Raw genomic sequence first — 24,490 nt, 5'->3', positions numbered from 1 at the left:
TGTCCGGTGACACCGAGGAGTGGCATGAGAAGCAGGCCCGTCCGCCTGCGCGCGCGCAGCGGGGCCGCGGACCAGCTCACGGTCCGCAGGCACAACCTCTCGGTCGTGCTGTCGCACCTGCGCGACCGCGGCCCGCGGTCCAGGGCGCGGCTCGCCGCGGAGACCGGCTTGAACAAGGCGACGGTGTCCAGTCTCGTCGCCGAACTGGTCGACCGCGGCCTGGTGGGCGAGGGGGAGGCGGAGCCTGCGACGGTCGGCAGGCCGGGCCAGTACATCCGGCTCGACGGCGAGCACGTGGTCGCGGTCGGGGCCGAGGTCAACATCGACTACCTGTGGGTGCTCGTGCTCAACCTGCGCGGCGATGTCGTGTCGGAGAAGCGGCTCGCCCTCGACACCGCGCGCATGGAGCCCGCCCTGGTGCTGACACGTCTGGGGCGGCTGCTGGGCCAGGCCCAGAAGCGTCTGGCCAAGGACGGCATCCGCCCGGTCGGGATGACCATCGCCGTACCCGGCCTGGTCGAGGTGGGGACCGGAATCGTCCACGAGGCGCCGAACCTCGGCTGGACCGACGTCGCGGTGGTCGCCGAGATCCGGCGCATCCTCGGCGACCCGCCGTACCCCGTGCTGCTGGACAACGAGGCCAACCTGGCCGCGCTGGCCGAGATCGAGGGACAGGGCCCGGACCGCAGCGCCGACCTGGTCCTGCTCAGCGGTGCGGTGGGCATCGGCGGCGGCGTGGTCGCCGGCGGACAGTTGCTGCGCGGCGCCGCCGGCTTCGCGGGCGAGGTCGGGCACATGCGGGTTCGAGCGGGCGGTCCGCGTTGCGGGTGCGGCAGAAGGGGCTGCTGGGAGGCCGCCGTCGGCCTCAACGCCCTGCTCACGGCGGCGGCGTCGGAACACGACCCGGTCCGCGACCCGTCGCTGGACGTGGAGAAGCGGCTCGCCGAGATCAGCAATCGCGCCCGGGCGGGCGACCCCAGGGTCCTGGCCGCGTTCGCCGAGATCGCGCACTGGCTCGGCGTCGGCGCGGGCATCCTCGTCAACGTCTTCAACCCTCGACTGCTGGTCCTCGGCGGCTACTTCGCGGCCCTCTCGCCGTGGATCGCGGGCTTCCTGCACGACGAGTTGCGGCTCCACGTCTTCGCGGGCGACGCGGGCGGCACGCGCGTGACGTTCTCGACGCTCGGTTTTTCCGCCTCCGCCCGCGGAGGGGCGTCGCAGGTCCTCGACCACGTCTTCCAGGACCCCACCCTCGTCGAGTCGGCCGACGGGCACCACCCCGTGGCACAGGAGGAATCGGTATGACGTCCAGCGGAACCCCGTTGCTGTCCGTCCGGGGTGTGGTGAAGCGCTTCCCGGGCGTGACCGCCCTCGGCGGGGTCGACTTCGACGTCCGCGCGGGCGAGGTGCACTGCCTGCTGGGGCAGAACGGCGCGGGCAAGTCGACGTTGATCAAGGTGCTGGCCGGGGCGCACCGGCCGGACGAGGGCGAACTGCGCTGGCAGGGCGAGGTCGTGTCGTTCGACAACCCGACGGACGCGATGCGCACCGGCGTGGCGGCCATCTACCAGGAGCTGGACCTGGTGGCCGGGCTCTCGGTCGCCGACAACGTGTTCCTGGGCCACGAGCCGGCCACCGCGGGGTTCACCCGCCGCGCCGAGGTGCGCAGGCGCACCCGCGCCCTGCTGGAGCGGCTGGGCCACCCCGACATCCCGGCGGACCGCGACGCGGGCCGGTTGTCCGCGGCCAACCAGCAGATCGTGAGCATGGCTCGCGCGCTGTCCCGCGACGGCCGGTTGTTGATCATGGATGAGCCGTCGGCCGTGCTGGACCAGGACGAGGTGCGCACCCTGTTCCGGGTCATCAGGGAATTGACCGCCCAGGGCGTGGCCGTCGTCTACATCTCCCACCGGATGGAGGAGATCCGCGAGATCGGCGACCGGGTCACCGTGCTCAAGGACGGCCGCACCGTCGCCACCGGCCTGCCCGCCCGCGAGGTGCGGACCGCCGACCTGATCAAGCTGATGACCGGGCGTGACCTGGAGTACGCCTTCCCCGGCCGCGAGCCACTCGATCCGACCGCGCCCGTCGTGCTCACCGTGCGCGGCCTCGCGGCGTCGGGGCGGTTCTCGGGAGTGGACCTCACCGTCCGCGCGGGCGAGGTCGTCGGGTTGGCCGGGCTGGTGGGCTCCGGGCGATCGGAGATCCTGGAGGCTGTCTACGGTGCGCGCAAACCCTCGGCGGGCACCGTGGAGGTCGATGGCAAGCGGCTTCGGCGCGGTTCCGTCGGTGCGGCTGTTCGCGCCGGTGTCGGGCTGTGCCCGGAGGAGCGCAAGAGCCAGGGCCTGCTGCTCGACCAGGCCGTCTACCGCAACATCACGGTGTCCACGTTGCCCGCGTTCGCCCGTTTCGGCTTCCTGGACAGCGGCGCGGAGCGCGTGCGGGCGCGGGAGTTGACCACCGCGTTGGACGTCCGTCCACCGGGTGTCGACCGGGCGGTGCGCACCCTGTCGGGCGGCAACCAGCAGAAGGTCGTGCTGGCCCGGTGGCTGCTGCGCGAGTGCCGGGTCCTGCTGCTGGACGAGCCCACGCGCGGTGTGGACGTCGGCGCGCGCAGCGAGATCTACGAGCTGATCCGGGACCTCGCCGAGCGGGGCGTGGCCGTGGTCGTGGTGTCCAGCGACGTCGAGGAGGTCCTCGGCCTGTCGGACCGGGTCCTGGTGGTGCGCGAAGGGCGTGTCGTCCACGAGGGGCCGGCCCAGGAGATCGACGAGTCCCGGGTCCTGGACCTGGTCATGGGAGGAACCGCCGCATGAGCGAGCTTGCAGCCAAATCATCCAGCACCGGATCGTTCAACTTCAACACAGTGCTTTGCGCTCTTGCCACGCCGAGCGCTAGCGAGGTGTGCGCATGAGCGAGAACACCGCGACGGCCGCCGTCGCACCGACGTCCGGCCCGCCCGACGGGGGCCGCGCCAGGCGCGCGGTCACCGGGATCCTGGGATCCGCGGCCGGGCGCAACACCGGCCTCGTGGTCGCCCTGGTGCTGCTGTGCCTGGTCGGCGTCATCACGGCGGGGGACCGGTTCGCCGACGTGGACAACCTGCTGACGATCCTGCGCCTGGCCTCGGTGATCGGCGTGGTGAGCGTGGGCATGACGTTCGTCATCACCGGCGGCGGCATCGACCTGTCCGTCGGGGCGATCGTGGCGCTGTCCTCCGTGTGGGCCACGACGTTGGCCACGCAGTCCGTGGCCAACGACGCGCACTGGTCGGCACTGGTGTTCACCGCGTTGGCGGTCGGCGCGGGCTGCGGGGTCATCAACGGCGGGCTGATCGCGTACGGCCGGATCGTGGCGTTCATCGCGACGCTGGCCATGCTCGCCGCCGCACGCGGCCTGGCCGAGATCCTCTCCAACCGCAAGACGCAGATCGTGAACGTGCCGGGCTTCACCGCGTTCTTCGACGCCTCGGTGCTGGGCGTACCGGTGCTGGTCATCATCTTCGTGGTGGTCGCGATCGTCGGTTGGGTGGTGCTCAACCGCACCACGTTCGGTCGCCGCACCTTCGCCGTCGGCGGCAACCCGGAAGCCGCCCGGCTGGCGGGTATCGACGTGCGGCGGCACACCGTGCTGCTCTACACGTTGCTGGGTGTGTGCTGCGGCATCGCCGCGGTCATGCTCATCGCCCGCACCACCACCGGCAGCTCCACCCACGGCGTCCTCTACGAGTTGGACGCCATCGCCGCGGTCGTCATCGGCGGCACGCTGCTCTCCGGCGGTCGCGGCACCATCGCGGGCACCGTCTTCGGCGTGCTGATCTTCACCACGCTGTCCAACGTCTTCACCCTCAACAACCTCTCCATCTCCGCGCAGGCCGTCGCCAAGGGCGCGATCATCGTCGTCGCCGTGCTCCTCCAGCAGCGGCTCGCCCGGCGCGGCGACACCTGACCGCGAACCCCCGCCGCCACACCACAACCGCCGTCACACCAGGAGAACATCCCATGTCACGCACCAGAACCGCCCGCGCCGGCGCCCTCGTCGCGATCCTCGTCACCGGCGTCGCGCTCACCGCCTGTACCGGCAACACCCCCGACACGGCAACGCAAACCGGTGGTCAAGCCGGTGTGAAGGTCGCCAACGACGAACCCGGCGAGAAGGTCGTCATCGGCTTCTCCGCGCCCGCCGCGGACCACGGCTGGATGGCGGCCATCTCCGCCGCCGCCAGGGCCGAGGCCGAGAAGTACTCCGACGTGGAACTGAAGGTGGTGGAGGGCACCAACGACGTCAACCTCCAGATCAGCCAGGTCGAGACCTTCATCAACGACAAGGTCGACGCCATCGTGCTGCTGCCCTTCGACGGCGCGGCGATGACGCCGGTGGCGCTCAAGGCGATGAAGGCCGGCATCACGGTGATCAACGTCGACCGCGAGTTCGACAGCCCGTTCGCGGCACGCTCGACCGTCCTGGGCGACAACTACGGCATGGGCGTCTCGGCGGGCACCTACGTCTGCGAGAAGCTGAAGGGCAAGTCCGACGCCGTCGTCGCCGAGATCGCCGGCATCGACTCCCTGCCGCTCACGCAGGACCGCAGCAAGGGCTTCGCCGACGCCCTCGGCGAGTGCGGGTTGAACGTCGACAACCGCGTGGCCGCCGAGTTCACCGTGGAGAGCGGTGAGAAGGCCGCCGCGAACCTGCTCCAGGCCGCCCCGCGCATCGACGCGATCTGGAACCACGACGACGACCAGGGCATCGGCGTCGGCGCCGCGATCAAGAACTCCGGCCGCAGCGAGTTCTTCCTGGTCGGTGGCGCCGGGTCGGCCAACGTCATGCGCGAGATCAAGGCCGACAACGGCCTGCACAAGGCCACCGTGGTCTACCCGTCCACCCAGGGCGCCGACGGCATCCGGCTGGCCCGCCTGGCCGTGCAGGGCAAGAGCCTCGGCGACCTGGTCGAGGTCGAGGTCCCGCGCCAGGTCGAGCTGTTCGCGCCGGTCGTGACCAAGGACAACGTCGACGACTACCTGCCCACCGCGTTCGAATCCTGACACCCACTCCGACGAGGAGCACACCGCCGTGACGACACCCGACGGGACGACACCGACCCTGGGCATCGCGATGGTCGGCCACGCGTTCATGGGAGCCGCCCACTCCCAGGCGTGGCGGGTCGCGCCCCGCTTCTTCGACCTGCCCGCCCGCCCCGTGATGGCCGTGGTCTGCGGTCGCGACCGGGCGCGGGCCGAGGCCGCCGCCGCCCGACTGGGCTGGGCGCACGCCGAAACCGACTGGAAGGCCCTGCTCGATCGCGGCGACGTGCACGTGGTCGACATCTGCACCCCCGGCGACACGCACGCCGAGATCGCCGTCGCCGCGTTGGAGGCGGGCAAGCACGTCCTGTGCGAGAAGCCGCTCGCCAACAGCGTCGCCGAAGCCGAGGCGATGGCGTCCGCCGCCGACCGCGCCGCCGAGCGGGGAGTGCGCGCCATGGTGGGCTTCACCTACCGACGCGTGCCGGCGATCTCGCTGGCCCGCGACCTGGTCGCGCAAGGCCGGTTGGGGCGCGTCCACCACGTGCGCGCGCAGTACCTGCAGGACTGGATCGTCGACCCCGCCGCGCCGCTCTCGTGGCGACTCCAGAAGGAGAAGGCCGGGTCCGGCGCGTTGGGTGACATCGGCGCGCACATCGTCGACGCCACCCAGTTCATCCTCGGCGACACCATCCGCGAAGTGTGCGGGACGCTGGAGACGTTCGTGGCCGAACGGCCCCTCGCGTCCGTCCACTCCGGACTGTCCGGTACCGCCTCGTCGGCCGGGACGGGACCGGTCACCGTGGACGACGCCGCCCTGTTCCTGGCCCGCTTCACCGGCGGCGCACTCGGCTCGTTCGAGGCCACCCGGTTCGCCAACGGCCGCAAGAACGCCATCCGCATCGAGATCAACGGCTCGGCGGGCAGCCTCGCGTTCGACTTCGAGGACATGAACGTCCTGCACTACTTCGACGGCACCGAAGACGCGGCGGTCGCGGGCTTCCGCCGCATCGTCGTCACCGAGCCGCAACACCCCTACGTCGACGCCTGGTGGCCCGCCGGGCACGGCCTGGGCTACGAGCACGCGTTCGTCCACCAGGCCGTCGACTTCGTCCGCGCCGTGGCCGGCGGAACCGCTCCCACACCCTCGTTCGCCGACGGGCTCCAGGTCCAGCGGGTCCTCGCGGCCGTCGAGGACAGCTCCGCGGCCCGCGCCTGGCGAGACGTCTGACCCCTTCGACCACGGGAGAGCACGATGACGCGTCCCATCACCTTGTTCACCGGCCAGTGGGCCGACCTGCCGTTCGACGAGGTCGCCCGACTGGCCGCCGAGTGGGGCTACGACGGGTTGGAGATCGCCTGCTGGGGCGACCACCTGGACCCCTGGCGAGCCGCCGAGGACGACGACTACGTCAAGGACCGGCTGGCGATCCTCGCCAAGCACAACCTGAAGGTCTGGACGATCTCCAACCACCTCACCGGGCAAGCCGTCTGCGACGACCCGATCGACGAGCGGCACCAAGGCATCCTCTCCGCCCGGATATGGGGAGACGGCAAGCCTGAAGGAGTGCGGCAGCGCGCTGCGGAGGAGATGAAGATGACCGCGCGGGCCGCCGCACGCCTCGGCGCGGGCACCGTCGTCGGCTTCACCGGTTCGTCCATCTGGAAGACGGTGGCGATGTTCCCGCCGGTGCCGCCGTCGATGATCGATGCCGGTTACGCCGACTTCGCCGCCCGCTGGAACCCGATCCTCGACGTGTTCGACGAGGTCGGCGTCCGGTTCGCGCACGAGGTGCACCCGTCCGAGATCGCCTACGACTACTGGACGACCGTGCGGGCCCTGGACGCGATCGGGCACCGGCTGGCGTTCGGCCTCAACTGGGACCCGTCGCACTTCGTCTGGCAGGACCTCGACCCGGTCGGCTTCCTCTGGGACTTCCGCGACCGCATCTACCACGTCGACTGCAAGGACGCCCGTCGTCAAGTCGGCGACGGGCGCAACGGCCGACTCGGCTCCCACCTGCCGTGGGCCGACCCGCGGCGCGGCTGGGACTTCGTGTCCACCGGACGTGGCGACGTGCCGTGGGAGCGGTCGTTCCGGATGCTGAACAGCATCGGCTACGACGGACCCATCAGCGTCGAGTGGGAGGACGCCGGGATGGACCGGTTGGTCGGTGCGCCGGAGGCGCTGGAGTTCGTGCGCAAGCACGCCTTCGACGCGCCTTCGGCCTCTTTCGACGCCGCTTTCGCCAGCGGCGACTGAAGGTGTCAGCGATGGCCGACTCCGAGTCGCGCGCCCCGGAAGGGGGCGAGGCGCCGACCACACCTTCACTGCGGACCGTGCGGCTGAACCTCGGACTCACGTCGCGTGAGGTGGCGGAGAGCGTCGGGGTCACCACCGCGTGCCTGCTGCGCTGGGAGCGGCGGCAGCGAACACCGGACCCGGTGCTGGCGGCAGCGCTCGCGGACGCACTCCGCCTGGAGCCGGAACGGGTGGAGGCCTTCTTCGCCGAGGGACCGGAACACCCGCTCGTCGACGACACCGTGCCGGGCCACGGGTTGCGCGCACTCCGCAGGGACCTCGGCCTGCCGGCCCGGCGCATCGCGGACGCTCTGCGCGTCACGGTGGGGACGGTCTACAACTGGGAGAGGGGCGGCAGCAGGCTGCCGGTCCGGCTGCTCGCCCCGCTCGCCGAGTGCCTCGGCACGGGGCCCGACGGACTGGCCAGGACGTTGCGCGAGTCCCCGCGTGGCGCCCGGACCGTGGTGCGGCTGAGCGGCGAACTGGCACGACTGCGCGATCTGGCCGGCTACTCGCAGGTCAAGGTCGCGAACCTGCTAGGGGTCTCGCGGACGACCCTCCGCGGTTGGGAACGAGGCGACGCTGTGCCACCTTGGCATGCCATCCGGCTCATGGCCTCCCTGTACGAGGTGCCCGTGGCCGCGGTGGCGACAGCGGCGAGGGCCGGAAAACCCGCGTTCCTCTCCCCGGAGGCGTGGCTGCCGGGTGACTTGCCGGAGGTGCTGCGCGTACTGCGACAGTGGAACGGCCTGACCCAAGCCCAAGTGGCACAGCGGTGCACCACCAGCACCGACTCGGTGCGTGGCTGGGAACGCGGCAGACAACAGCCGGGCCTCTACCCACGTCGCCGCTTGGAGTCGCTGTACCGGTTGGCCGCCGACTCCCTTTTGCGCGCCTACGCCGAGCCACCGCCGGCGGGCACGCGTGCTGTCCAGGACGCGTCCTGAAATCCGGACGTTCCCATCGAGAGGAGGACCAGTCGTGGCGTGAGATCGCACCGGGCGGACCGTGCTGCCGCCCAGTTCGGTATCCGCCTACGTGGCGCTACGCGCGGCGTGACGGCAAGACGGGGGAGACGTTGCTGCGGACCGCGCTCGTGCCGATGTTCACCGCGCGGGCGCTGCGGGTGCGGTCGTGGGCGGGCACCGACCTGCACGGTGGCGGCGACGGCGCCACGTCAGAGGACCCGGCGCACGCGGGCAGCAAGCTGGAGTCGGAGGCACGCGTGTGGGACTCTGTTGCGCAATTGAGGATGCGCTGGTCAGGCGGTTTCACCGGCGTGATCGCCGGGATGGGTGATGATCCGGTGGACCGGCGTCCGTCCCGGTCACGGGAGGGATCAGGTGATGTCGGTCCAGCCGCGTGCGTGGCCGGAGGTGCCCGGACAGACCGCGGTGAGAGGTGAGGACACGGCGCCAAGTCCGTGGTGGCCACCCGGCTGGTGTGCGTCCACGCCCGGTGTGCCAGGCTTCGGTCGTCGGCGCCGATAGTTGACCGAGGATGGCGCCCACCATGCCCGCGCCAGGGCCTGTGTCGAAGTCGGTCAGAGCCATTCGTTGATCGCGGTGATGTGGACGGTGGTTTCGTAGCGCACGGCGAGGTTGGTCGTAGCGGGTGGCCACGGCGCGGTGGCGTTTGAGCCGGTTGATGCCGCATTCCACCGCGTGGCGCTGTTTGTAGGTCTCGGGGTCGAAGGCCGGCGGCCGGCCGCCCTTCGACCCTTGGTCTTGCGGTTCGTGTCCTGGTCGGCCTTGCTCGGAATCGTCGCCGGATCCCCCGACGACGCAGGTGCTCCCGGTTGAGCGGATTGCTGGTCCTCGCCGCGACCGGTGCCGTTCTTTTGGCTCTCCCCGGCGCGGGAGCCGACGAAGCGGCCAACCTGTCCGCCGGCGCGACGAGCTGCCGGCCCCCGAACCACTGCCCTCCCATCAACGACTGATCCGCAGAGCGGGTCGTGGACGATCGCTTGCCCCAGAGTCCACTGTTCCTGACTTCCTCTCCGCAGGCCGCGACGCCGGCCCGCCGTGCATCGTTGAGGTGTCGTTCGCAGGTCCGTTGAGGACCTCATGGGCCGGCGCTGGGTTCCCGGCCCCTGCCAGCCGTCGCGTCGGTTATCAGGCGACTACTTTTTGACGGCGGCGACCTTCAGCGTCCTGGCGGGAATCACCAACGGTCCGAGGACCACTGCAGGCCAGCGGGTAGAGAACCAGTTCGCGGTAACGACCGTGCCGAAAGAAGTGTGCGGATGACGCCGTCATGCCGCACGCTCCGCCTCCACTGCGGGATGAGAAGCCCGGTTCCCCATCGCCGACTACCCCCCGCGAGCTACAAGCGCTTGCGGGTCAGCGGGTTGCCGTCGTGGTAGCGCAGCACCGGGCTGTCCGGCTCCCGCGCGCCGCGCTGGTGGGCGTGATGGACCAGGCTGTCCATCAGCGTCGGCGACACCGGCTGCCACCGCGACGTCATGCCCTTCTCCCGCAGAAGAATCAGACACCGGTCACGGTCCAGGTCCCGCAACCGCAACCGCAACCCGAGCGCGCCGCCGCGCCGGCACACCAGAGACCCTCGACAGGCACGTTCGCACGACAGGAAGGATCGCGTCGGTCCTGGTCGGCATCGCCGTGCACCGCACCAGGCACCAATCCGCCGCCACCAACCAGCCGAGCGGGCACCCCTGCGCGTGCGCCGGCCCGGCACGTCCTGCCCGAAGCGCCGCGGGCTGCGCATGATCACCGCGCCGGGCGGCAAGCGGTGAACGGCACGCGACGAATCCGCCTGCTGGTCCTCACACCCCGTGGACCGTGAACCCACCCGTGCTGAACCCGCCCGAGCCCGACGTCCCGGTGCCGCCGGTTGTGCGGGCGGACGTGGACGGCTGCGAGGTGGCCGGCGGGCGTGGTCGAGGAGGAGTTGGGCAGGCGCGCCCGGTGCGGTCGGCGACCTCGTCGAGCCGGTGCCAGTCGGCGTCCGTGTAGCCGTGGCGGTGCTTGCGGAGTTCACGCCCGGCCGGATCCAGCCGGTCGTAGCGGTCCCACTGCTCGGTGCAGAACAGGAAGAGCGGAACCCGCGTGGGCTCGACGGGCACGTACTCGGCGTCGACCGCGGCGGCAAGGGCCTCGGCGTCGCCGGCGATGGCCTGCTCGCAGACCAGTTCCCGGCCGGCCCCGGAGGGCAGTCCGCGCAGGATGCGGCGGCACGCGTCGACGACGTGGAGCGGTTCCGGGCCGGCCAGGGTGCCCAGCAGCTTCTGGGCCAGTTCCTGCTGGTTGTAGTGGTGCACGAGGTCGGGCCGGACGTCGAGCAGCGCCAGGATGACGACCCACGGCAGGTCGCGGCCATTGCGGCGATTCCTCTCCGCCTCGGCCCGCACGACGTTCCGGATGCCGTTCCAGATGCGCTCACGCGACAGCGGTTGGTTGTGCCACGCCTGCTCCAGCGCCGACCGCGCCCGACCCGCCACCCGCTCGTCCGGGGCCTGGCACATCACCCGCACGAGCGACTCCACGTAGGGGGAGGCCCGATAGCGCGAACGCCGGTACAGGTAGCCCGCGGCGAAAGCGGCCAGCCGCCCGGAGCCGCGCAACGCACGCCGTTCCACCCAGCCGACGAGTCCAGTGGCCATCTTCGCAGTATGCCAAGCTTTACCACCCGGGTCAGCCTCTCGCGTCACATTCGCTGTCGGCGTTTTCGGGAGCATTCCGCAATTTTCGGCCGTAACGTCGTGCCTGGTGCGGGCGATGACATACATGAGTTGTGCAGCTCTCCCATTGTGATCGACCGGTTCCGCGTTACGCGGCGAACTGGAATGAGATCGCTGTGCGCAAATCCATTGCCAGATCCTCGGTAGGCGCGATGGCGAGCTTCGCCGTGGCGGCTGCGTGGTCGCTGGTGGGTACGCCTGCCGTGCACGCCGAAACGACCTGCGACGGACTGCCCGTCACCATCGTCGGCTCCGACCGGCACGCCCTGGCCGAACAACTCCGCCGCCTGCAACCGGACCGCCTCACGCCGGGCCCGCCCCCGGCCGTCAGCTCGCCACCATCGGGATAGCGCACCCGAACCACATGCCGCACCCATCGGCCACAGTCAGCCCGACACGCCGCGACCTAACCCTGATGGTTCAACCTTCTATAGCTCGGCGAGCATCCAGCAACCCGACTCCGAACAACCAGGGGACGATCAGGATAGGTTTTGGCCCCGGGCGCCGTTCAGGATGCTGTGTCCGGCGCGGGGGCCGGGATCGACATGGCCCAGGTGGCCATGGCTTCCAGGACCTCGCGCAGTCCCTCTCCGGCGGCGGTGAGCCGGTACTCCACGCGCGGCGGGATTTCGGCGTAGGCGGTGCGGGTGACGATGCCGTGCTCCTCGAACTGGCGCAGCCGGCTGGTCAGGGTGTGAGGGCTGATGCCGGGCAGGGCGTCGCGCAGTTCGGTGAAGCGGCGAGGACCGTGCAGGAGTTCGCGCACGATGAGGGTGGCCCACGGCCCGTTGAGCAGGGTGAGGAACCGGGCGACGCCGCACTCGGGGAGACAGGGGTTCGTCACTTTTTCAGCTTATCCCATTAGTGCAGTTGATGTAACTGGTGCATCCCATGCACTAATGGGTCATGACCTACGTGATCCATGCCGCCACGGGCGCCCAGGGTGCCCCTGTCGTCGCCGCTCTCGTCGCCGCGGGCAAGCCCGTGGTCGCCCTGACCCGCAACACGGATGCCGTCGTGCCTGGCGCGACGGTGGTGGCCGCCGGCTACTCCTCCACCGCGGAACTGACCCGGGCCTACCGCGACGCCGAAGGGGTGTTCGTCCACCTGCCGATGACCTCGGAAGAGGACCGCCGGGCCTATGCGCGCAACATCGTCGCCGCCGTCCGCGCGGCCCGGCCGGCCCGCGTGGTGTTCTCCACCAGCGGTTCCTCGCCCGACCCCGCCGGCGACGGCCGTCAGGGGGAGCCTGTCGAGAGCGCGGCCTCGACGCTGGTCCGTGGCCTGGCGGACAGTGGGGTGGCCCATGCGGTGATCGCGCCCACGCTGTACCTGGAGAACCTGCTCATGCCGTACGTCCTCGACGCGGTCCGGGAGCGGGGTGTGCTGCCCTACCCGGTGCGGGCCGACTTCCCCGTCTCGTGGGCGTCGCACCTGGACATCGCCGACGTCGCGGTCGCCCTGTTCGATCGCCCGGACGTCACCGGTGTGGTCTCCGTCGGGCAGTACCCGGCGATCACCGGACCGGACCTGGCCGAGGCGTTCGGCGCCCGGCTCGGGCGGGACGTGGTCTTCGAGCCGATCACCCCCGAGCACTTCCGGACCTCTGTCGCTCCCCTGATCGGGGAGGGCCCCGCCGCCGACGTCGCGGCAATCTACGAGTCCGTGGGCATGCTCCCGGACCTCTCGATCGCGCCCGAACACTCCGCCCAGAAGCTGCTGGGCATCGCCCCCCGGAGCACAAGCCAGTGGCTTGCCGACATCGGCCTGTGACGGACCGATAGCGCCCGCCGCGGCACGCGCCCGGACCGCCGGGCCTCACCGCGTGAGCCGTTGAGCCGAGGGAACCGTGATCTTCTCGGGTGTTCACGGGACCGGCTGTCGTAGCCTGCGGAGTATCCTGGCGAGCTGTTGCGGGCACTGCTCGGCGAGCACCGAGCCGGGAGGTGGGACCACACCGCCCGGCGACGCACCGGACGCCCGTCAAACCCGGCGGCGATCAGGTCGCTCGTGCTGCGGCTCGCCGAGGAGGACCCGCGGTGGGGACACCGACGCGTCCACGGCGAGTCGGCCCGACTCGGCCACCGGATCGCCGCCTCGGCGGTCCGGCAGATCCTGCGCGCGGCAGGCATCGACCCGGCCCCACGCCGCTGCGGCCCGACCCGGCGCGAGTTCCCCGCCGCCCAGGCCGAGGGCATCATCGCGGCGGACTTCCTCCACGTCGACACCCTGGTCGGCAAGCGGCTCCATGCGTTGGCCTTCCTCCGGCACCGACCCCACCAAGCCCGCGACCGACCACCACCCGAGGCACCAGCACCCCGTCCCGCCGCACGACCTCGACACCCGCAGACTGCCGCGCACCCGGATCCCGGGCGGACTCGTCAACGAGTACAGACACGCCGCTTGACCTGCAGCGATGACTTTTCGAGCGGCACAGGGTGTGAGGCAGTCGTACGTGACGTGCGGGCGCAGTGACGCGCCCGCACGTCGGTGTTCACCGGATCAGATCGTCTTGAGCAGGTCCTGCATTTCGGTGATTTCCTTCTGCTGGGCGTCGATGATGTCCTGGGCGAGCTTCTTGGCGTCGGCGTTGGAGCCCTGCTGGAGCTCGGTGTTCGACATGTCGATCGCGCCCTGGTGGTGCTCGATCATCATCTCCAGGAACATCTTGTCGAAGCCGGCGTCCTTGGCCTGCTTCAGCATGTCCATTTCCTCGGTGCCCATGCCGGGCATCGACGTGCCGTGATCCATACCCGGCATGCCGGTAGGCGCTTCGGCGCCCCAGGCCTTGAGCCAGTCGGTCATGGTCTTGATCTCGGGGTCCTGCGCCTTCTCGATGCGCGACGCGAGGTCGAGCACCTTGGCGTTGGACGTCCGGCCTTCGGCGAGCTCGGCCATCTCCAGCGCGCCCTGGTGGTGCGGGATCATGCCCTGCGCGAACGTGATGTCCGCGTCGTTGTGCTCGCCCGACGGCGCGGCGGCCGCGGTGCTGGTGGCGCTCGTGGTCCCGGTCATGCTGCCCATGTCGTGGCCGCCGGAACCGGTGTCGGAGCCGCTGCCGCACGCGGTGAGCACGAGTCCGGTGGTCAGGACGGCGAGCGCCGTCCCGACCAGGTTCTTCCTGGTCATGGTGTCCTCTGCGGTGTTGAAAAATCCAGTCGGTCGTGTGGCGTCGCGTCGGCGTCCACGAAGGACGTCACGCGCCGCCTGTCACAGCCGCAGCACGCAGAGGTTCGCCAGCAGCGCCGATGCGCCGCCGGGTCTCGGGGGAGGGGACCGCGGACGTGTCACCCGGGTGGCGAACGACTCGAACCGTTCGGGTAGGCGCCGGCCGCGGACCGCGAGCAGGGCCAGGGTCAGGCCCAGTGCGGCGGCCAGGATCGCCAGGCACAGGTGCAGCATGTCGTGCTGCCCGCCGGAGCCGGGACTGTGCTCTTCGGACGCGTCGTCGGCGCAGCAGTCGACCACGGTGGCGGCTGCCGAGGCGGCCGTCGGTCGCACGGCCGACTCTTGTGTGCCGAGGTGGTGCATACCGACCACGGCGAACGCGACAGCCCACACCAAGGCCCACTGCGAGGCTCGGGTGCGGACTCGGTGGAGCACGTCGTCACGATACACAAATCGCCGGCGGACGTCCTATGGTGCATAGTTGACAGGGGTGCCCAGCCCGGTCGCTCAACGGCTCCCGGTCGGGTACGGCCAAGCGTTCGGCCGGCACACCTTGCCGTCCACGACCACCCGATCCGTGCCGAGCGCGGCCAGGTAGTCGTTCGAAACGCCCCAGGACTGCTGCATCATCACGGGGGCGAGCGCGCCGTTCTCCTGGCACGGTTTGTGGTTGTAGCCGAGGCCGTGCCCGACCTCGTGGTTGACCACGTACTGCTTGTACTCGACCAACGCGCCCTGGAACGACACCGCGCCGCGCACCCACCGGGCGACGTTGACCGTCACGACCTCCGTGGTGGCGCACGACCCTTCGAGCGGGATCGAGAACCCGCACACATCACGCGTGGTCAGCTGGGACGTGAGCCTGATGCGCAGGTCCGGCTCGCCGGTGTCGACCCGCTGGAACCCGTGCTGCCCGTCGCCGATCCACCCGCGCGGATCGGCGAGGATGGTGGTGACGTCGGCGGCGAAGCCCTCCGGACCGCCGACGAGCCCTATGCCCTCTTCGACCTCGACCGTGTAGGTGACACGGTTCACTCCGCCCACGGCCGGTGCCGTACCGGGGACCACCGTCCACTTCTTGCCGCCCTGCGCGGTGAACTCCCCGCCGGGCGGCAGTTCCGCAGAGGCGGTGGCCGCGTCGAACAGCGCCGGGTCGGGGTTGGGCGCCGGGGGAGTGCGGCCGGGGGAGGCGTGCCCGCCGTCCTCCGGTCCGCCCTCGGCGTGCCCGTCGGAGGTGGCCGGTGTCGCCACCAGGGCCGGCGGGCGAGGTGATGTGACGGTCTCGCGCACGACGAAGGCGGTCAGCCCGGCGAGCATGAGTACGCTCACCGCCGTGGCGACCTTCCCGCGGGTCGAGCGCTTGCGCGGTCGAGCCGTCCTGCGGCGGTCGGCTGGACGCTGTCGGGCGACGAGCGGCTGGTCGGCGCGCTGTCTGCGACTCGATTCGGCGCGATCGCGGAGTGAGGGTTTCATCGCGGCTCAGGATGACACATGATCTACTATGGCTCATAGTAGATCGGCGCGGGTGAGAGTGGTTGGGGGAGACGGTGGGGCGCGTGCGGTTGATCGGCCTGGCCGTTGTGGTCCTAGCGCTCGCCGTCGTGGCCGTGCTGGTCGACCTGCCCGAGCCCGAGCAGCTCCGCGGTTGGATCGACGGCAACGGACCGTGGGCGCCGCTGGTGTTCCTGTTGCTGTGCGCGACGGGAACGGCGGCGTTCTTCCCGAAACCCGTGCTGGCCACGGCGTCCGGCCTGCTGTTCGGAGTCCTGCCCGGACTGGTCATCGCGGTGGTCGGCTTCACGGCCGGGGCACTGATCGCCTTCTTCACCGCCCGCCTGCTCGGACGGCGGTCCGTCGCCCGGTGGCTGGGCTCCGGAAGGCTGCGAGTGCTCGACTCGGTCTTCGAGCGCAACGGCCTGGCCGCCACGGTGGTGCTCCGACTGCTCCCGGTGATCCCGTTCGCGGTCTCGAACTACGGCGCGGGCGTCACCGCCGTCGCCCCGAGTTCCTTCGCCGCCGGCACCGCGCTCGGCCTGCTCCCGACCACGGCCCTCGCCGCCACCCTCGGTGACGCCGCACTCGCCCTCGACTCACCCCGCTCGATCGCGGCAGCGGCGGCCTGGCTGGTGCTGGCCTTGATCGGCGTCGTGTGGGGCAGGCAACTGCTTCTTCGTGCCCAACAAGCACCCGCCGGCGACCGCTAGACCGACCGCCGGACCGACCCAGCCGTCGCTAGACCGACATCGACGGCACGAGCCGTGGGCGCGCGGGTTCGGCGGCGAACGCCCGCCACGCGGCGGCCAGACCCGCCACGGCGGTGCTGATCACCTCCGGTTCGGCGGTGAACGGCAGGCGCAGCCGGTCGGTGCTGCCGCCGGTCGGGTCGAGGGAGCCGCCGGGCAGCACGGCCACCCCGTGCCGCAGCGCCACCTGGGCGTACGACGCCGCGTCGACGCCCGGCAGCCGTGCCCACAACGTCTGGCCGCCCGCCGCGGCCGTGAACTCCCACTCCGGCAGCTCCTCCCGCAGCAGCGCACAAAGGTGGTCGTGCTGCCGCCGCAACGCCGTGACACGCGCGGAGCGCACGGCGGTGAAGTCGGCCAGCAGCTCCACCGCCGCGAGCTGGTCCAACACAGCGCTGCCGAGGTCCTGCACCGCCTTGAAACGGGCCAGCCGGCCCACGAGCGCCGCATCGGCCCGCACCCAGCCGATCCGCAGCCCGCCCCACACCACCTTGCTCAGCGACCCCACCGTGACGGCCTCCGGAACGGGTGGCCGCGACGGCGCCCCGGTCAGGTCCAACTCCGCCAGCACCTCGTCGAACACCAGCGGCACGTCGCCCGCCACCCGCGTGAGCCGGGTGCGCTCCAACGTGCTCATCGACGAGCCGGTGGGGTTGCGGAACGCGGGCATCGCGTACACCAGCGCCGGCTTGCACCTGCCCAGCGCGCCCGCGAGGTCGTCGTCCGCCCGGATCACCGCACCGGCCTCCCGGAACAGGTCCAACGCGCCGGGGTACGTCGGCGCCTCCACCAGCACCTCGTCACCCGGCCGCACCAGCGCGCGGGTCAGCAGCGCGAGCGCTTGCTGCGCTCCCGTGGTCACCAGGATCTGGTCGGAGCCGGTCGGCACGCCGAGACCGCTGTACCGGGCGGCGAGCGCCGCACGCAGCGCCGGGTGCCCGGACGGGTGGTAGCCCAGGTCCACGACCGCCAGCCGGTCCGCCACCCGCCGACAGGCCTCGACCAGCCGATCGGGCGGTGCCAGCGGACCGGCGCAGGCGAACTGCAGCACACCGTCGGGCGGCTCCAGGAGGTTCACGAACATCGGGTTGGCGGTCTCCGGACGGGCCGCCGCCGCACCGCCACCCGGTGACACCCACGTGCCGCTGCCACGCCGCCGCGTCAGCCGTCCCTCTTGCCTGAGCAGGTCGTACGCCGCGATCACGGTCGTCCGCCCGACCGCGAGACCCGAGGCCAGCGACCGGTCCGGCGGCAACAGCGTGCCCGACGGCAGCAGCCCTTCGTCGATCAACTCGCGCAGGCGCGCGGCCAGCAGCAGGTACAGCGACCCCCGGCCCGCGGACCAGCGCCCGAGCCGTCCGGCCAGGTCGTCCACGGCGATCGGCTTCGCGGCGATCGGCTTCGCAATTGGCTTCACAATGAGACCAATCTAGCCGGATTGGACCTACTGCCACACCACTTTCGGACCCCAGACTCGACGCATGCAGCCTGACACCCGCGTTGTGCACACCGAAGTCCCCGCCCTGACCAGCAAGCCCCTGTCCGTGCCGCTCTACCAGACGTCCGGCTTCTCGTTCGACGACCTCGACGCCTTCGCCGACGGGATGAACAGGCCGGACGGCGCGTTCGTGTACACGCGGCTGGGCAACCCGACGGTGCGGGCGCTGGAGGACGCGATCGCGGCGCTGGAGGGTGGTGTGGCGGCGCTGGCGACCTCGTCCGGGATGGGCGCGATCAACGCGGTGCTGCTCGCGAACCTCAAGGCAGGTGACCACGTGATCGCTCAACGCGCGCTCTACGGCGGTACCCTCGCCCTGCTGCACGACCTGGTGGAGCGCTGGGGCATCACCGTCACGTACGTCGGCGGCCACGACCCGGACGAGGTCCGCGCGGCGCTGCGACCCGAGACCAAGATCCTCTACCTGGAGACCATCGCCAACCCCACGGGCCACGTCAGCGACCTGCCCGCGCTCAGCGCCGTCGCGGGTGACGCGATGGTCGTCGTGGACAACACCTTCGCCTCACCGCTGCTGTGCCGCCCGATCGAGCACGGCGCGGACGTGGTCGTCCACTCGACCACGAAGTACCTCGGCGGCCACAGCGACGTGACCGGCGGCGTCGCGGTCTTCGCCGACCAGGCCCGGTACCGCGCGACCTGGCACCACTCGATCGAACTGGGCGTCACCCCGGACCCGTTCGCGGCCTGGCTCACCATCCGGGGCCTGTGCACCCTCGCGCTGCGGATGCGCAGGCACGAGCAGAACGCCGAGGTCCTGGCCCACCGCCTGGCCGCGCACCCGGCCGTGCGCGCGGTGTACTGGCCCGGCCTCGACACGCACCCCAGTCACGCCGTCGCGACCGGTTTCCTCGGCGGTTACGGCAGCACGTTCTCCTTCGACCTGGCGGACGTGGAGGCGGGCCGCAAGTTCGTCACCGGCCTGGATTTGGTCCGGCTGGCGCCGTCGTTGGGCGGCGCGGAGACGTTGGTGCTGCACCCGGCCAGCACCTCGCACCGCCAGCTCACCGAGGAGGAGCTGAACGCGAGCGGCATCACCGGCGGCACGATCCGGCTGTCGGTGGGCATCGAGGACGCCGACGACCTGTGGCAGGACATCTCCCAAGCCCTCGACCGCTGACCCCCGACCGCATACTCTCGACGACCGACCCCCGACCGCTTACTGTGGACGGCTGAACCCTGACCGCCTACTGTGGACGGCTGAACCCGCAGGCGTGCCCGCCACGAACCCAGATCTCCCGATGACAGCTCGAGATCACCTGATCGAGCGAAGCGAATGTCAATGGAAGATCTGCGGAAACTTTTCCCGCGCCCCCAGCGTTGCCGGGAAAGAAGGAGGCGGCACGGCGCGGCGGGGTGGCGGGCACACCGGTGTCACGCGATGGAACAGCACGCCCGTATCACGCGGTGGAACAGGTCGGCGTCAAGCCGGACCCGCTGCCGGTGGCCTGGAACCCGAACTCGGTCGCCTGGCCCGCGGCCATCCGGCCGTTGTGGCCGGCGTTGCCGAACTGGACCGTGCCGGTGCTGCCACCGGACACCGCGTTCCAGGTGTTCGTCACGGTGGCGCCGGTCGGCAGGGTGAGCGTGACCCGCCAACCGTTGATCGCCGACGCCCCGGCGGTCACCTTGACGGTCGCGACGAAGCCGCCGTTCCACTGGTTCACCGACACCGAGGCGCTGCAGCCGTCACCACTGGGCGGAGCGGTGGTGGTCGTGGTGGACGTGGACGTCGTGGTCGCGCTGGACGTTGTGGTCGCGCTGGACGTCGTGGGTGTCGTGGTCGAGGTGGGCGGCGGGCCGCCGGCGGCGGGAATCGTGTACGTGACCAGGGATCGGCCTGGCACGTTCGCGCTGAACCCGCCCCCGGTGACGGCGACCGGCTGTTGCCGCGCCGTGTTGTTCGACCCGTTGGTGAGGTACGGGGTGGCCGAGCCGGTCGTGATGCCGGTGCCGGGCAGCGTGAACGACGTCTGGGTGGCGCCGGCGGCGGCGTTGAGGGCCACGATCACCACCGAACCGTCGGTGTTCTTGAACGCGGTGACCTTGAGGTTGGCGTCCCCCGTGGTGGCGCCGATGCGGACCGCGCCCGGCCGGATGAACCGGCTGTAGTTGACGAACGAGTAGTACCGCTTGGCGAAGTTCAGCGTCGTGCCGCTGAGCTGGATCAGCGCGCTGTTGCTCGACGTGCTGTTGCTGACGCCCCACCAGTACAGGAACGCGTTGAGGTTCGCGTTGGCCAGCCCGTTGTGGATGTTCTGCGCCCACGAGAACCCGGATTGGGCGCTGCTGTCGTCCCAGGCGGCGTTGAACGTGCCCTGACCGTGAGACCACTCCGTCTGCCACACGGGCTTGCCGCCGGTGTTGACGACGGAGTTCGGCGCGCTGGAGTAGCCGTGGCTGCTGAACACGCCCACGGCGGACGCGGCGGCCGAGTCGCCCAGGATCGCGCTGGTGTAGCTGGGCAGGTTGTTCCAGCCGAGCGTCTCACAGCAGACGACCTTGGTGGACAGCCCGGCCGAGCGGATGGTGGCGGCCAGGACCTTCGAGAAGTCGGCCGCCTGCGCCGGGTTGATCAGCATGCTGGAGTAGCCGGTCGTCCAGGTCGGCTCGTTGAGGAACCCCAGGTAGGGGACGGTGATTCCCACGGAGGCGTAGTTCTTGACGTTCTGCACGAGGTAGTTGGCGTAGGCCTGCCGCCAGTCACCGCTGGCGCACGAAGCACCCGGGACCCCGCACAGCGTGCCGCCGTTGGCCTCGTCGTTGTTGGTCTTCATGAAGCCCGGAGCGCTCCAGGCGTCGTTGTAGATCGTCGACACGCCGTAGCTCTTGGCCTGCTTGGTGAGCCACAACTGGCCCCAGTCGGTGGCGTCGTCGGAGCCGTTCCACACGTAGGTGGGCGTGGCGGACGGGCTCGACGGGGCGTTCGGCAGCATGGTGTGGGCGGGGTCCGACGGGATCAGGTTGCGCAGGATGCTGAACCCGGCCCCGTTCGTCTGGCTGAACAACAGGTCGAGCACCTGCTTGCGCAGCGGGGTGTCGCCCAAATAGCGGATGGCGTTGGCCTGTCCGAACGCCTCCGAGATCCCGAACCCGTCGATGCGCTGGTGGGTGCGGGCACCGTCGATGGTGACGGCCGAGGCCGCGAACGCGGTGCGCTCGCCTGCCACGACCAGGTAACCGGCCAACGCCGTCACCGTGACGACCGCCGCCAGGGTCGCGCCCATTCGCGTTGTTCTGGTCTGCATCGTTCCTCCTGACACTCGGGTACTCGGACACTCGGACACTCGACGGTCTCCACCGGCCGTGCCGGACGCGCGGTGGCCGTATCCGTTGCGGCATGGGCGGTTGTGGCGGGCGGATGTCCGGCGTGGTTCGGCACGGTGTCGGTTCGTCGTCGACCACTCCGGACGGCGACTACTCCGGGCGACCACTCCGGCCGACGCGAGCGCGGTACGCGGTGCCGCGCGTCCGCGCTCGCGTTGCCGGAATGTCTGCTGCTCTCGGGAGGTCCCGTCAGGTCAGCAGGTGGAGTTGGTCTGGGTCAGCAGACCGAGTCGCCAGGGCAGCCGGTTGTAGTCACCGCCCGCGTTGGGGTCCATGCCCTGGTAGAGGAAGCGGAGGTTGCAGGGGCTGATCTCCATGATCTGGTCGGTGCCGGAGCGGAGCATCTCGCCGTGGCTGATGTCGCGCGTCCACACCCCGCCGGGGAAGGTGACGTTGTTGTGCCGGGCGAACGGGTTGGCCTCGGTGTCGGCCAGCGAGGTCCACGGCCCGGTGATGGCGGGTGCGGTCCAGGTGCGGAAGTAGCGCCTGCCGTCGGAGCCGATGGCCTCGTGCACCAGGAGGTACTGGTTGCGGCCCTGGATCTTGTAGACGTTGGCCGCCTCGAACAGCCGGTTCTTGTTGGCGTCCTGCATGGCGATCACGGTGTTGGTGAACCCGTTGGGGTAGTTCGCGACCGTGGTCTCGGACCGGTAGAGGTGGCCGTTGTCGTCGGAGGAGAACAAGTAGCACTTGGCCGTGTCGCAGATGACCCAGAAGTCGACCCAGTAGCCGGCGCCGATGTTGTCGCGGATGATCTGCGGCATGCCGTCGGCGTAGAACTTCTTCGGCGCGCTCCACGACTGCGGGTTGGCGATGTCCGTCGTGGTCGAGTACGACGCGTTGTCACCGGTCTGGTAAACCAGGTACCACAGCCGCTGCGGCGCGAAGTAGAACACGTGCGGCGCCGCCTTGTAGCCGCCTCCGATCGCGGTCGTGTCCAGGTACGTGTGCGGTGCGGAAGAGGCCTGCGACCAGTCGGTGAAGCTGGTGTACATCAGGTTGTAGCCGGTGGTGTAGGTCGAGGCGAACACGTGCCACTTGCCGTTGTGGTAGACCACGCTGGGGTCCTTGACCGCCACGTTGGCGTGGGACGAGTCCGGCTTCGGGCTGATCAGGATCCCGCTGGAGGACCAGCGGAAGCTCGACGGCAGGCTGCCCGCGGGCGGGTTCGAGGTCGTCGTGGTGACCGACGTCGTGGTGGTCGTGGTGCTGGTCGTCGTCGGGCCGACGTCACCGGTGCAGGCCGTGCCGTTCAACGTGAACGCGGTCGGCGCCGGGTTGCTGCCGGTGGAGGAGCCGTTGAACCCGAACGCGACGCTCGCGCCCGTGGCGATGCCGGCGTTGTAGCTGACGTTCTTGGCGGTGACCTGGGCGCCGGACTGCGTCACCGACGCGTTCCAGGCCTGCGTGACCTGCTGCCCGGCCGCGTAGGACCAGGTCAGCGTCCACCCGTTGATCGGGTCGCCGAGGTTCTTGACGGTGACGTTCGCGCCGAACCCGCCGGACCACTGCGAGGTCACCGAGTACTCGACCGAGCAGCCGGGCGCCGCCGCGGCCTGCGCGGACAGCGCGACCGTCGTCCCGGCCAGGGCCAACCCGATGACGGCGATGACGGACAGGTGAGTGCGAAGTCGGGTGGGATGCCGCATCCCGGACTCCTCTCCGTTGAGGTGGTGCGTTGTGCGAAAAGGGGCTGTTAGCGCTAACAACTGCGCGACCGGGACGACACAGACCCAGGACCGCCGGGTCGCGGTGGCCGTGGGCTCAGACGACGGCGCACTCCTGCCCGTTGAGGGTGAACGAGGTCGGTTCGCCGGTGTTGCCGGTGTGGTTGGCCTGGAAGCCGATGCTCACGTAGCCGTTGACGGGGGCGATGGTGGCGTTGTGGGCGACGTTCTTGGCGGTCACCGGGCCGCTGGTCGGGGAGTAGGTGGCGTTCCAGCCGCTGGTGATGGTCTGTCCACTCGGGAGCGTGAACGCGAGGCTCCAGCCGTTGACCGCCAGGCTGCCGGTGTTGGTGATGGTGATCGTCGTGGTGAGGCCGGTGTTCCAGGCGCTCACCGAGTACGCGACCCGGCAGCCCGTCCTGGTCGGCGGCGCCGTGGTGGTGGTGGTCGGCGACGTGCCGCTGTCGAGGCCGAAGAAGCGGATCACCTGTGCGGCGTCGACGGGCAGGTTGTGCGTGATGCCCTGCATGCTGATGGCCTCGACCTGCGCCATGCCGCCGGTGCTGCCGTAGCGGGTGCGGGTGTAGCCGGACTGCGGGGTGTCGGTGAACGTCGGCGTCTGGCTCAGGCCGTGCACGTTGGTCCACTGCTTGACCTGCTCGCCGAAGTTCGGGTAGCGCAGGGTGTCGTCGTTGGTGCCGTGCCAGATCTGCATCCGCGGTCGCGGCCCGGTGTAGCCGGGGTAGGCGGCGCGGACCAGGTCGCCCCACTCCTGCGGCGACTTGATGAGTTGGCCGCCGGAGCACTGGCTGTTCCACTCCGAGCCGTTGGTGGTGGCGAAGCAGGCGAACGGCACACCGGCGAACGAGGCGCCCGCTTTGAACACGTCCGGGTAGTCGCCGAGCAGGACGTTGGTCATCATCGCCCCGGACGAGGTGCCGGTGGCGAAGATGCGGCCCGCGTCGGCGTTGTGGCGCTGCTTCACGTAGTCGACCATCGCCATGATCCCGACCGGGTCGCTGCCGCCGCCGCGCCGCAGCGCCGCCGGCGAGGACACGTCCCAGCACTTGCTGCTGCGGGTCACCGACGGGTAGATCACGATGTAGCCGTACCGGTCGGCCAGCGACGCGTACTGGGTGCCGGAGTGGAACGCCGGACCCGAGCCGCCGCAGTAGTGGATCGCCACCAGGATCGGCGGCTTGGCCGCGACGCGGTCCGGCACGTACAGGTGCATGCGCAGGTTGGTGGGGTTGGTGCCGAAGTTCGTCACTTCGGTCAGGCTCGCCGCCGGTGCCGGTGCCGCGAACGTCAACGCCGCCGCGATCGCCATCACGACGGTCGCCGCGGCTGCGCCCAGCGTTCTGCTGTTCAGTCTCACGGGTGTCAGTCCTCCGGAACGAGGCATGGATGTGGTCGGCATCGGGGGACTCCCCGTGCCCTACTCGTGTTCCGGCGCTGAAACATTTAGGAGTATTGAGCGAAACAGTTCGGAAGACAAGGTCCAGAGGGACGCATGCCGTCTCAATAACGCCCCGTGACGCCC

At 70.5% G+C, this 24,490-nt stretch carries 22 protein-coding genes and 1 pseudogene; 12 read left to right on the top strand and 11 right to left on the bottom strand.

All coding sequences use genetic code 11. The features are described from left to right. Positions 1-24 precede the first annotated feature (24 nt). The 8 genes and pseudogenes from FM051_RS26605 to FM051_RS52045 all read left to right on the top strand — a co-directional run. Positions 25-1,305 (top strand): ROK family transcriptional regulator, encoded by a 1,281-nt coding sequence (locus FM051_RS26605; RefSeq protein ID WP_158847924.1) that lies wholly within the window; start codon positions 25-27, stop codon positions 1,303-1,305. Next, the gene (locus FM051_RS26600) at positions 1,302-2,816 is read left to right on the top strand and encodes a sugar ABC transporter ATP-binding protein (RefSeq protein WP_158847922.1); all 1,515 of its coding nucleotides are present in this window, start codon (positions 1,302-1,304) and stop codon (positions 2,814-2,816) included. The genes FM051_RS26605 and FM051_RS26600 overlap by 4 nt, the downstream gene beginning before the upstream one ends. Positions 2,817-2,910: 94 nt before the next feature. Beyond that, a complete protein-coding gene (locus FM051_RS26595; protein ID WP_158847920.1) occupies positions 2,911-3,948 on the top strand; it encodes an ABC transporter permease in 1,038 nt (345 codons plus the stop codon). Positions 3,949-4,001: 53 nt separating this feature from the next. Further along, the gene (locus FM051_RS26590) at positions 4,002-5,045 is read left to right on the top strand and encodes a substrate-binding domain-containing protein (RefSeq protein ID WP_158847918.1); all 1,044 of its coding nucleotides are present in this window, start codon (positions 4,002-4,004) and stop codon (positions 5,043-5,045) included. Between the two features lie 70 nt (positions 5,046-5,115). Beyond that, positions 5,116-6,255 (top strand): Gfo/Idh/MocA family protein, encoded by a 1,140-nt coding sequence (locus FM051_RS26585; protein ID WP_158848008.1) that lies wholly within the window; start codon positions 5,116-5,118, stop codon positions 6,253-6,255. 24 nt (positions 6,256-6,279) lie between these two features. Continuing rightward, the gene (locus tag FM051_RS26580) at positions 6,280-7,287 is read left to right on the top strand and encodes a sugar phosphate isomerase/epimerase family protein (protein ID WP_158847916.1); all 1,008 of its coding nucleotides are present in this window, start codon (positions 6,280-6,282) and stop codon (positions 7,285-7,287) included. Between the two features lie 11 nt (positions 7,288-7,298). Further along, the gene (locus FM051_RS26575) at positions 7,299-8,273 is read left to right on the top strand and encodes a helix-turn-helix domain-containing protein (protein WP_158847914.1); all 975 of its coding nucleotides are present in this window, start codon (positions 7,299-7,301) and stop codon (positions 8,271-8,273) included. Between the two features lie 52 nt (positions 8,274-8,325). After that, positions 8,326-8,551: pseudogene (locus FM051_RS52045) on the top strand (inositol-3-phosphate synthase); the annotation flags it as partial. A gap of 1,100 nt (positions 8,552-9,651) precedes the next feature. Here FM051_RS52045 and FM051_RS26560 read toward each other — a convergent pair. Further along, entirely contained in the window at positions 9,652-9,882 is a 231-nt protein-coding gene (locus FM051_RS26560) for a hypothetical protein (protein WP_202919034.1), read from the bottom strand. A 229-nt stretch (positions 9,883-10,111) separates the two neighbouring features. Further along, complete coding sequence (locus FM051_RS26555; RefSeq protein ID WP_158847912.1) at positions 10,112-10,948, bottom strand: hypothetical protein; 837 nt, start codon at positions 10,946-10,948, stop codon at positions 10,112-10,114. Between the two features lie 230 nt (positions 10,949-11,178). Here FM051_RS26555 and FM051_RS26550 point away from each other — a divergent pair, with 230 nt between their 5' ends. Further along, entirely contained in the window at positions 11,179-11,376 is a 198-nt protein-coding gene (locus tag FM051_RS26550) for a hypothetical protein (RefSeq protein WP_158847910.1), read from the top strand. A gap of 158 nt (positions 11,377-11,534) precedes the next feature. On the opposite strand, the gene FM051_RS26545 is transcribed toward FM051_RS26550, so the two are convergent. Continuing rightward, the gene (locus FM051_RS26545; RefSeq protein WP_158847908.1) at positions 11,535-11,870 is read right to left on the bottom strand and encodes a winged helix-turn-helix transcriptional regulator; all 336 of its coding nucleotides are present in this window, start codon (positions 11,868-11,870) and stop codon (positions 11,535-11,537) included. Between the two features lie 62 nt (positions 11,871-11,932). Between FM051_RS26545 and FM051_RS26540 the strand changes: the two genes are divergently transcribed. Then, a complete protein-coding gene (locus FM051_RS26540) occupies positions 11,933-12,799 on the top strand; it encodes an NmrA family NAD(P)-binding protein (protein WP_158847906.1) in 867 nt (288 codons plus the stop codon). 210 nt (positions 12,800-13,009) lie between these two features. Here the strand turns inward: FM051_RS26540 and FM051_RS26535 are convergent, their stop codons facing one another. The 4 genes from FM051_RS26535 to FM051_RS26520 form a co-directional block, all read right to left on the bottom strand. Then, positions 13,010-13,276 (bottom strand): hypothetical protein, encoded by a 267-nt coding sequence (locus FM051_RS26535; RefSeq protein WP_158847904.1) that lies wholly within the window; start codon positions 13,274-13,276, stop codon positions 13,010-13,012. Between the two features lie 252 nt (positions 13,277-13,528). Next, positions 13,529-14,155, bottom strand: coding sequence for a DUF305 domain-containing protein (locus FM051_RS26530; protein WP_158847902.1), 627 nt, complete (start codon positions 14,153-14,155; stop codon positions 13,529-13,531). 81 nt (positions 14,156-14,236) lie between these two features. Next, complete coding sequence (locus FM051_RS26525; protein ID WP_238412667.1) at positions 14,237-14,629, bottom strand: DUF6153 family protein; 393 nt, start codon at positions 14,627-14,629, stop codon at positions 14,237-14,239. 72 nt (positions 14,630-14,701) lie between these two features. Beyond that, complete coding sequence (locus FM051_RS26520) at positions 14,702-15,523, bottom strand: DUF3152 domain-containing protein (protein WP_158847900.1); 822 nt, start codon at positions 15,521-15,523, stop codon at positions 14,702-14,704. Between the two features lie 227 nt (positions 15,524-15,750). Here FM051_RS26520 and FM051_RS26515 point away from each other — a divergent pair, with 227 nt between their 5' ends. Continuing rightward, a complete protein-coding gene (locus tag FM051_RS26515; protein WP_158847898.1) occupies positions 15,751-16,398 on the top strand; it encodes a TVP38/TMEM64 family protein in 648 nt (215 codons plus the stop codon). 28 nt (positions 16,399-16,426) lie between these two features. On the opposite strand, the gene FM051_RS26510 is transcribed toward FM051_RS26515, so the two are convergent. Next, positions 16,427-17,854, bottom strand: a complete 1,428-nt coding sequence (locus tag FM051_RS26510; RefSeq protein WP_238412666.1) for an aminotransferase-like domain-containing protein — start codon at positions 17,852-17,854, stop codon at positions 16,427-16,429. 64 nt (positions 17,855-17,918) lie between these two features. Here FM051_RS26510 and FM051_RS26505 point away from each other — a divergent pair, with 64 nt between their 5' ends. Further along, complete coding sequence (locus FM051_RS26505) at positions 17,919-19,073, top strand: trans-sulfuration enzyme family protein (RefSeq protein ID WP_158847896.1); 1,155 nt, start codon at positions 17,919-17,921, stop codon at positions 19,071-19,073. A gap of 280 nt (positions 19,074-19,353) precedes the next feature. Here the strand turns inward: FM051_RS26505 and FM051_RS26500 are convergent, their stop codons facing one another. The 3 genes from FM051_RS26500 to FM051_RS26490 all read right to left on the bottom strand — a co-directional run bounded on the left by FM051_RS26500 (position 19,354) and on the right by FM051_RS26490 (position 24,325). Next, positions 19,354-21,201 (bottom strand): glycoside hydrolase, encoded by a 1,848-nt coding sequence (locus FM051_RS26500; protein ID WP_158847894.1) that lies wholly within the window; start codon positions 21,199-21,201, stop codon positions 19,354-19,356. A 273-nt stretch (positions 21,202-21,474) separates the two neighbouring features. Continuing rightward, positions 21,475-22,929 carry a glycoside hydrolase family 62 protein gene (locus FM051_RS26495; RefSeq protein ID WP_158847892.1) on the bottom strand — a complete coding sequence of 485 codons (1,455 nt, stop codon included), beginning with the start codon at positions 22,927-22,929 and terminating at the stop codon, positions 21,475-21,477. 115 nt (positions 22,930-23,044) lie between these two features. After that, positions 23,045-24,325 carry an extracellular catalytic domain type 1 short-chain-length polyhydroxyalkanoate depolymerase gene (locus FM051_RS26490; RefSeq protein WP_238412665.1) on the bottom strand — a complete coding sequence of 427 codons (1,281 nt, stop codon included), beginning with the start codon at positions 24,323-24,325 and terminating at the stop codon, positions 23,045-23,047. Positions 24,326-24,490 lie beyond the last annotated feature (165 nt).

The sequence above is a fragment of the Saccharothrix deserti genome (genome assembly GCF_009769385.1).
Lineage (GTDB): Bacteria > Actinomycetota > Actinomycetes > Mycobacteriales > Pseudonocardiaceae > Actinosynnema > Actinosynnema deserti.
This window is presented reverse-complemented; position numbering and strand designations above follow the sequence as displayed.

What these genes read in the sequence shown, in the direction of transcription:
- FM051_RS26535 (WP_158847904.1), bottom strand. Translation starts at nt 13,276, where the DNA reads ATGGAGCCGCTTGCCGACCAGGGTGTCGACGTGGAGGAAGTCCGCCGC.
- FM051_RS26555 (WP_158847912.1), bottom strand. Translation starts at nt 10,948, where the DNA reads ATGGCCACTGGACTCGTCGGCTGGGTGGAACGGCGTGCGTTGCGCGGC.
- FM051_RS26595 (WP_158847920.1), top strand. Translation starts at nt 2,911, where the DNA reads ATGAGCGAGAACACCGCGACGGCCGCCGTCGCACCGACGTCCGGCCCG.
- FM051_RS26540 (WP_158847906.1), top strand. Translation starts at nt 11,933, where the DNA reads ATGACCTACGTGATCCATGCCGCCACGGGCGCCCAGGGTGCCCCTGTC.
- FM051_RS26590 (WP_158847918.1), top strand. Translation starts at nt 4,002, where the DNA reads ATGTCACGCACCAGAACCGCCCGCGCCGGCGCCCTCGTCGCGATCCTC.
- FM051_RS26605 (WP_158847924.1), top strand. Translation starts at nt 25, where the DNA reads ATGAGAAGCAGGCCCGTCCGCCTGCGCGCGCGCAGCGGGGCCGCGGAC.
- FM051_RS26505 (WP_158847896.1), top strand. Translation starts at nt 17,919, where the DNA reads ATGCAGCCTGACACCCGCGTTGTGCACACCGAAGTCCCCGCCCTGACC.
- FM051_RS26585 (WP_158848008.1), top strand. Translation starts at nt 5,116, where the DNA reads ATGGTCGGCCACGCGTTCATGGGAGCCGCCCACTCCCAGGCGTGGCGG.
- FM051_RS26500 (WP_158847894.1), bottom strand. Translation starts at nt 21,201, where the DNA reads ATGCAGACCAGAACAACGCGAATGGGCGCGACCCTGGCGGCGGTCGTC.
- FM051_RS26495 (WP_158847892.1), bottom strand. Translation starts at nt 22,929, where the DNA reads ATGCGGCATCCCACCCGACTTCGCACTCACCTGTCCGTCATCGCCGTC.
- FM051_RS26575 (WP_158847914.1), top strand. Translation starts at nt 7,299, where the DNA reads ATGGCCGACTCCGAGTCGCGCGCCCCGGAAGGGGGCGAGGCGCCGACC.
- FM051_RS26580 (WP_158847916.1), top strand. Translation starts at nt 6,280, where the DNA reads ATGACGCGTCCCATCACCTTGTTCACCGGCCAGTGGGCCGACCTGCCG.
- FM051_RS26530 (WP_158847902.1), bottom strand. Translation starts at nt 14,155, where the DNA reads ATGACCAGGAAGAACCTGGTCGGGACGGCGCTCGCCGTCCTGACCACC.
- FM051_RS26550 (WP_158847910.1), top strand. Translation starts at nt 11,179, where the DNA reads ATGGCGAGCTTCGCCGTGGCGGCTGCGTGGTCGCTGGTGGGTACGCCT.
- FM051_RS26600 (WP_158847922.1), top strand. Translation starts at nt 1,302, where the DNA reads ATGACGTCCAGCGGAACCCCGTTGCTGTCCGTCCGGGGTGTGGTGAAG.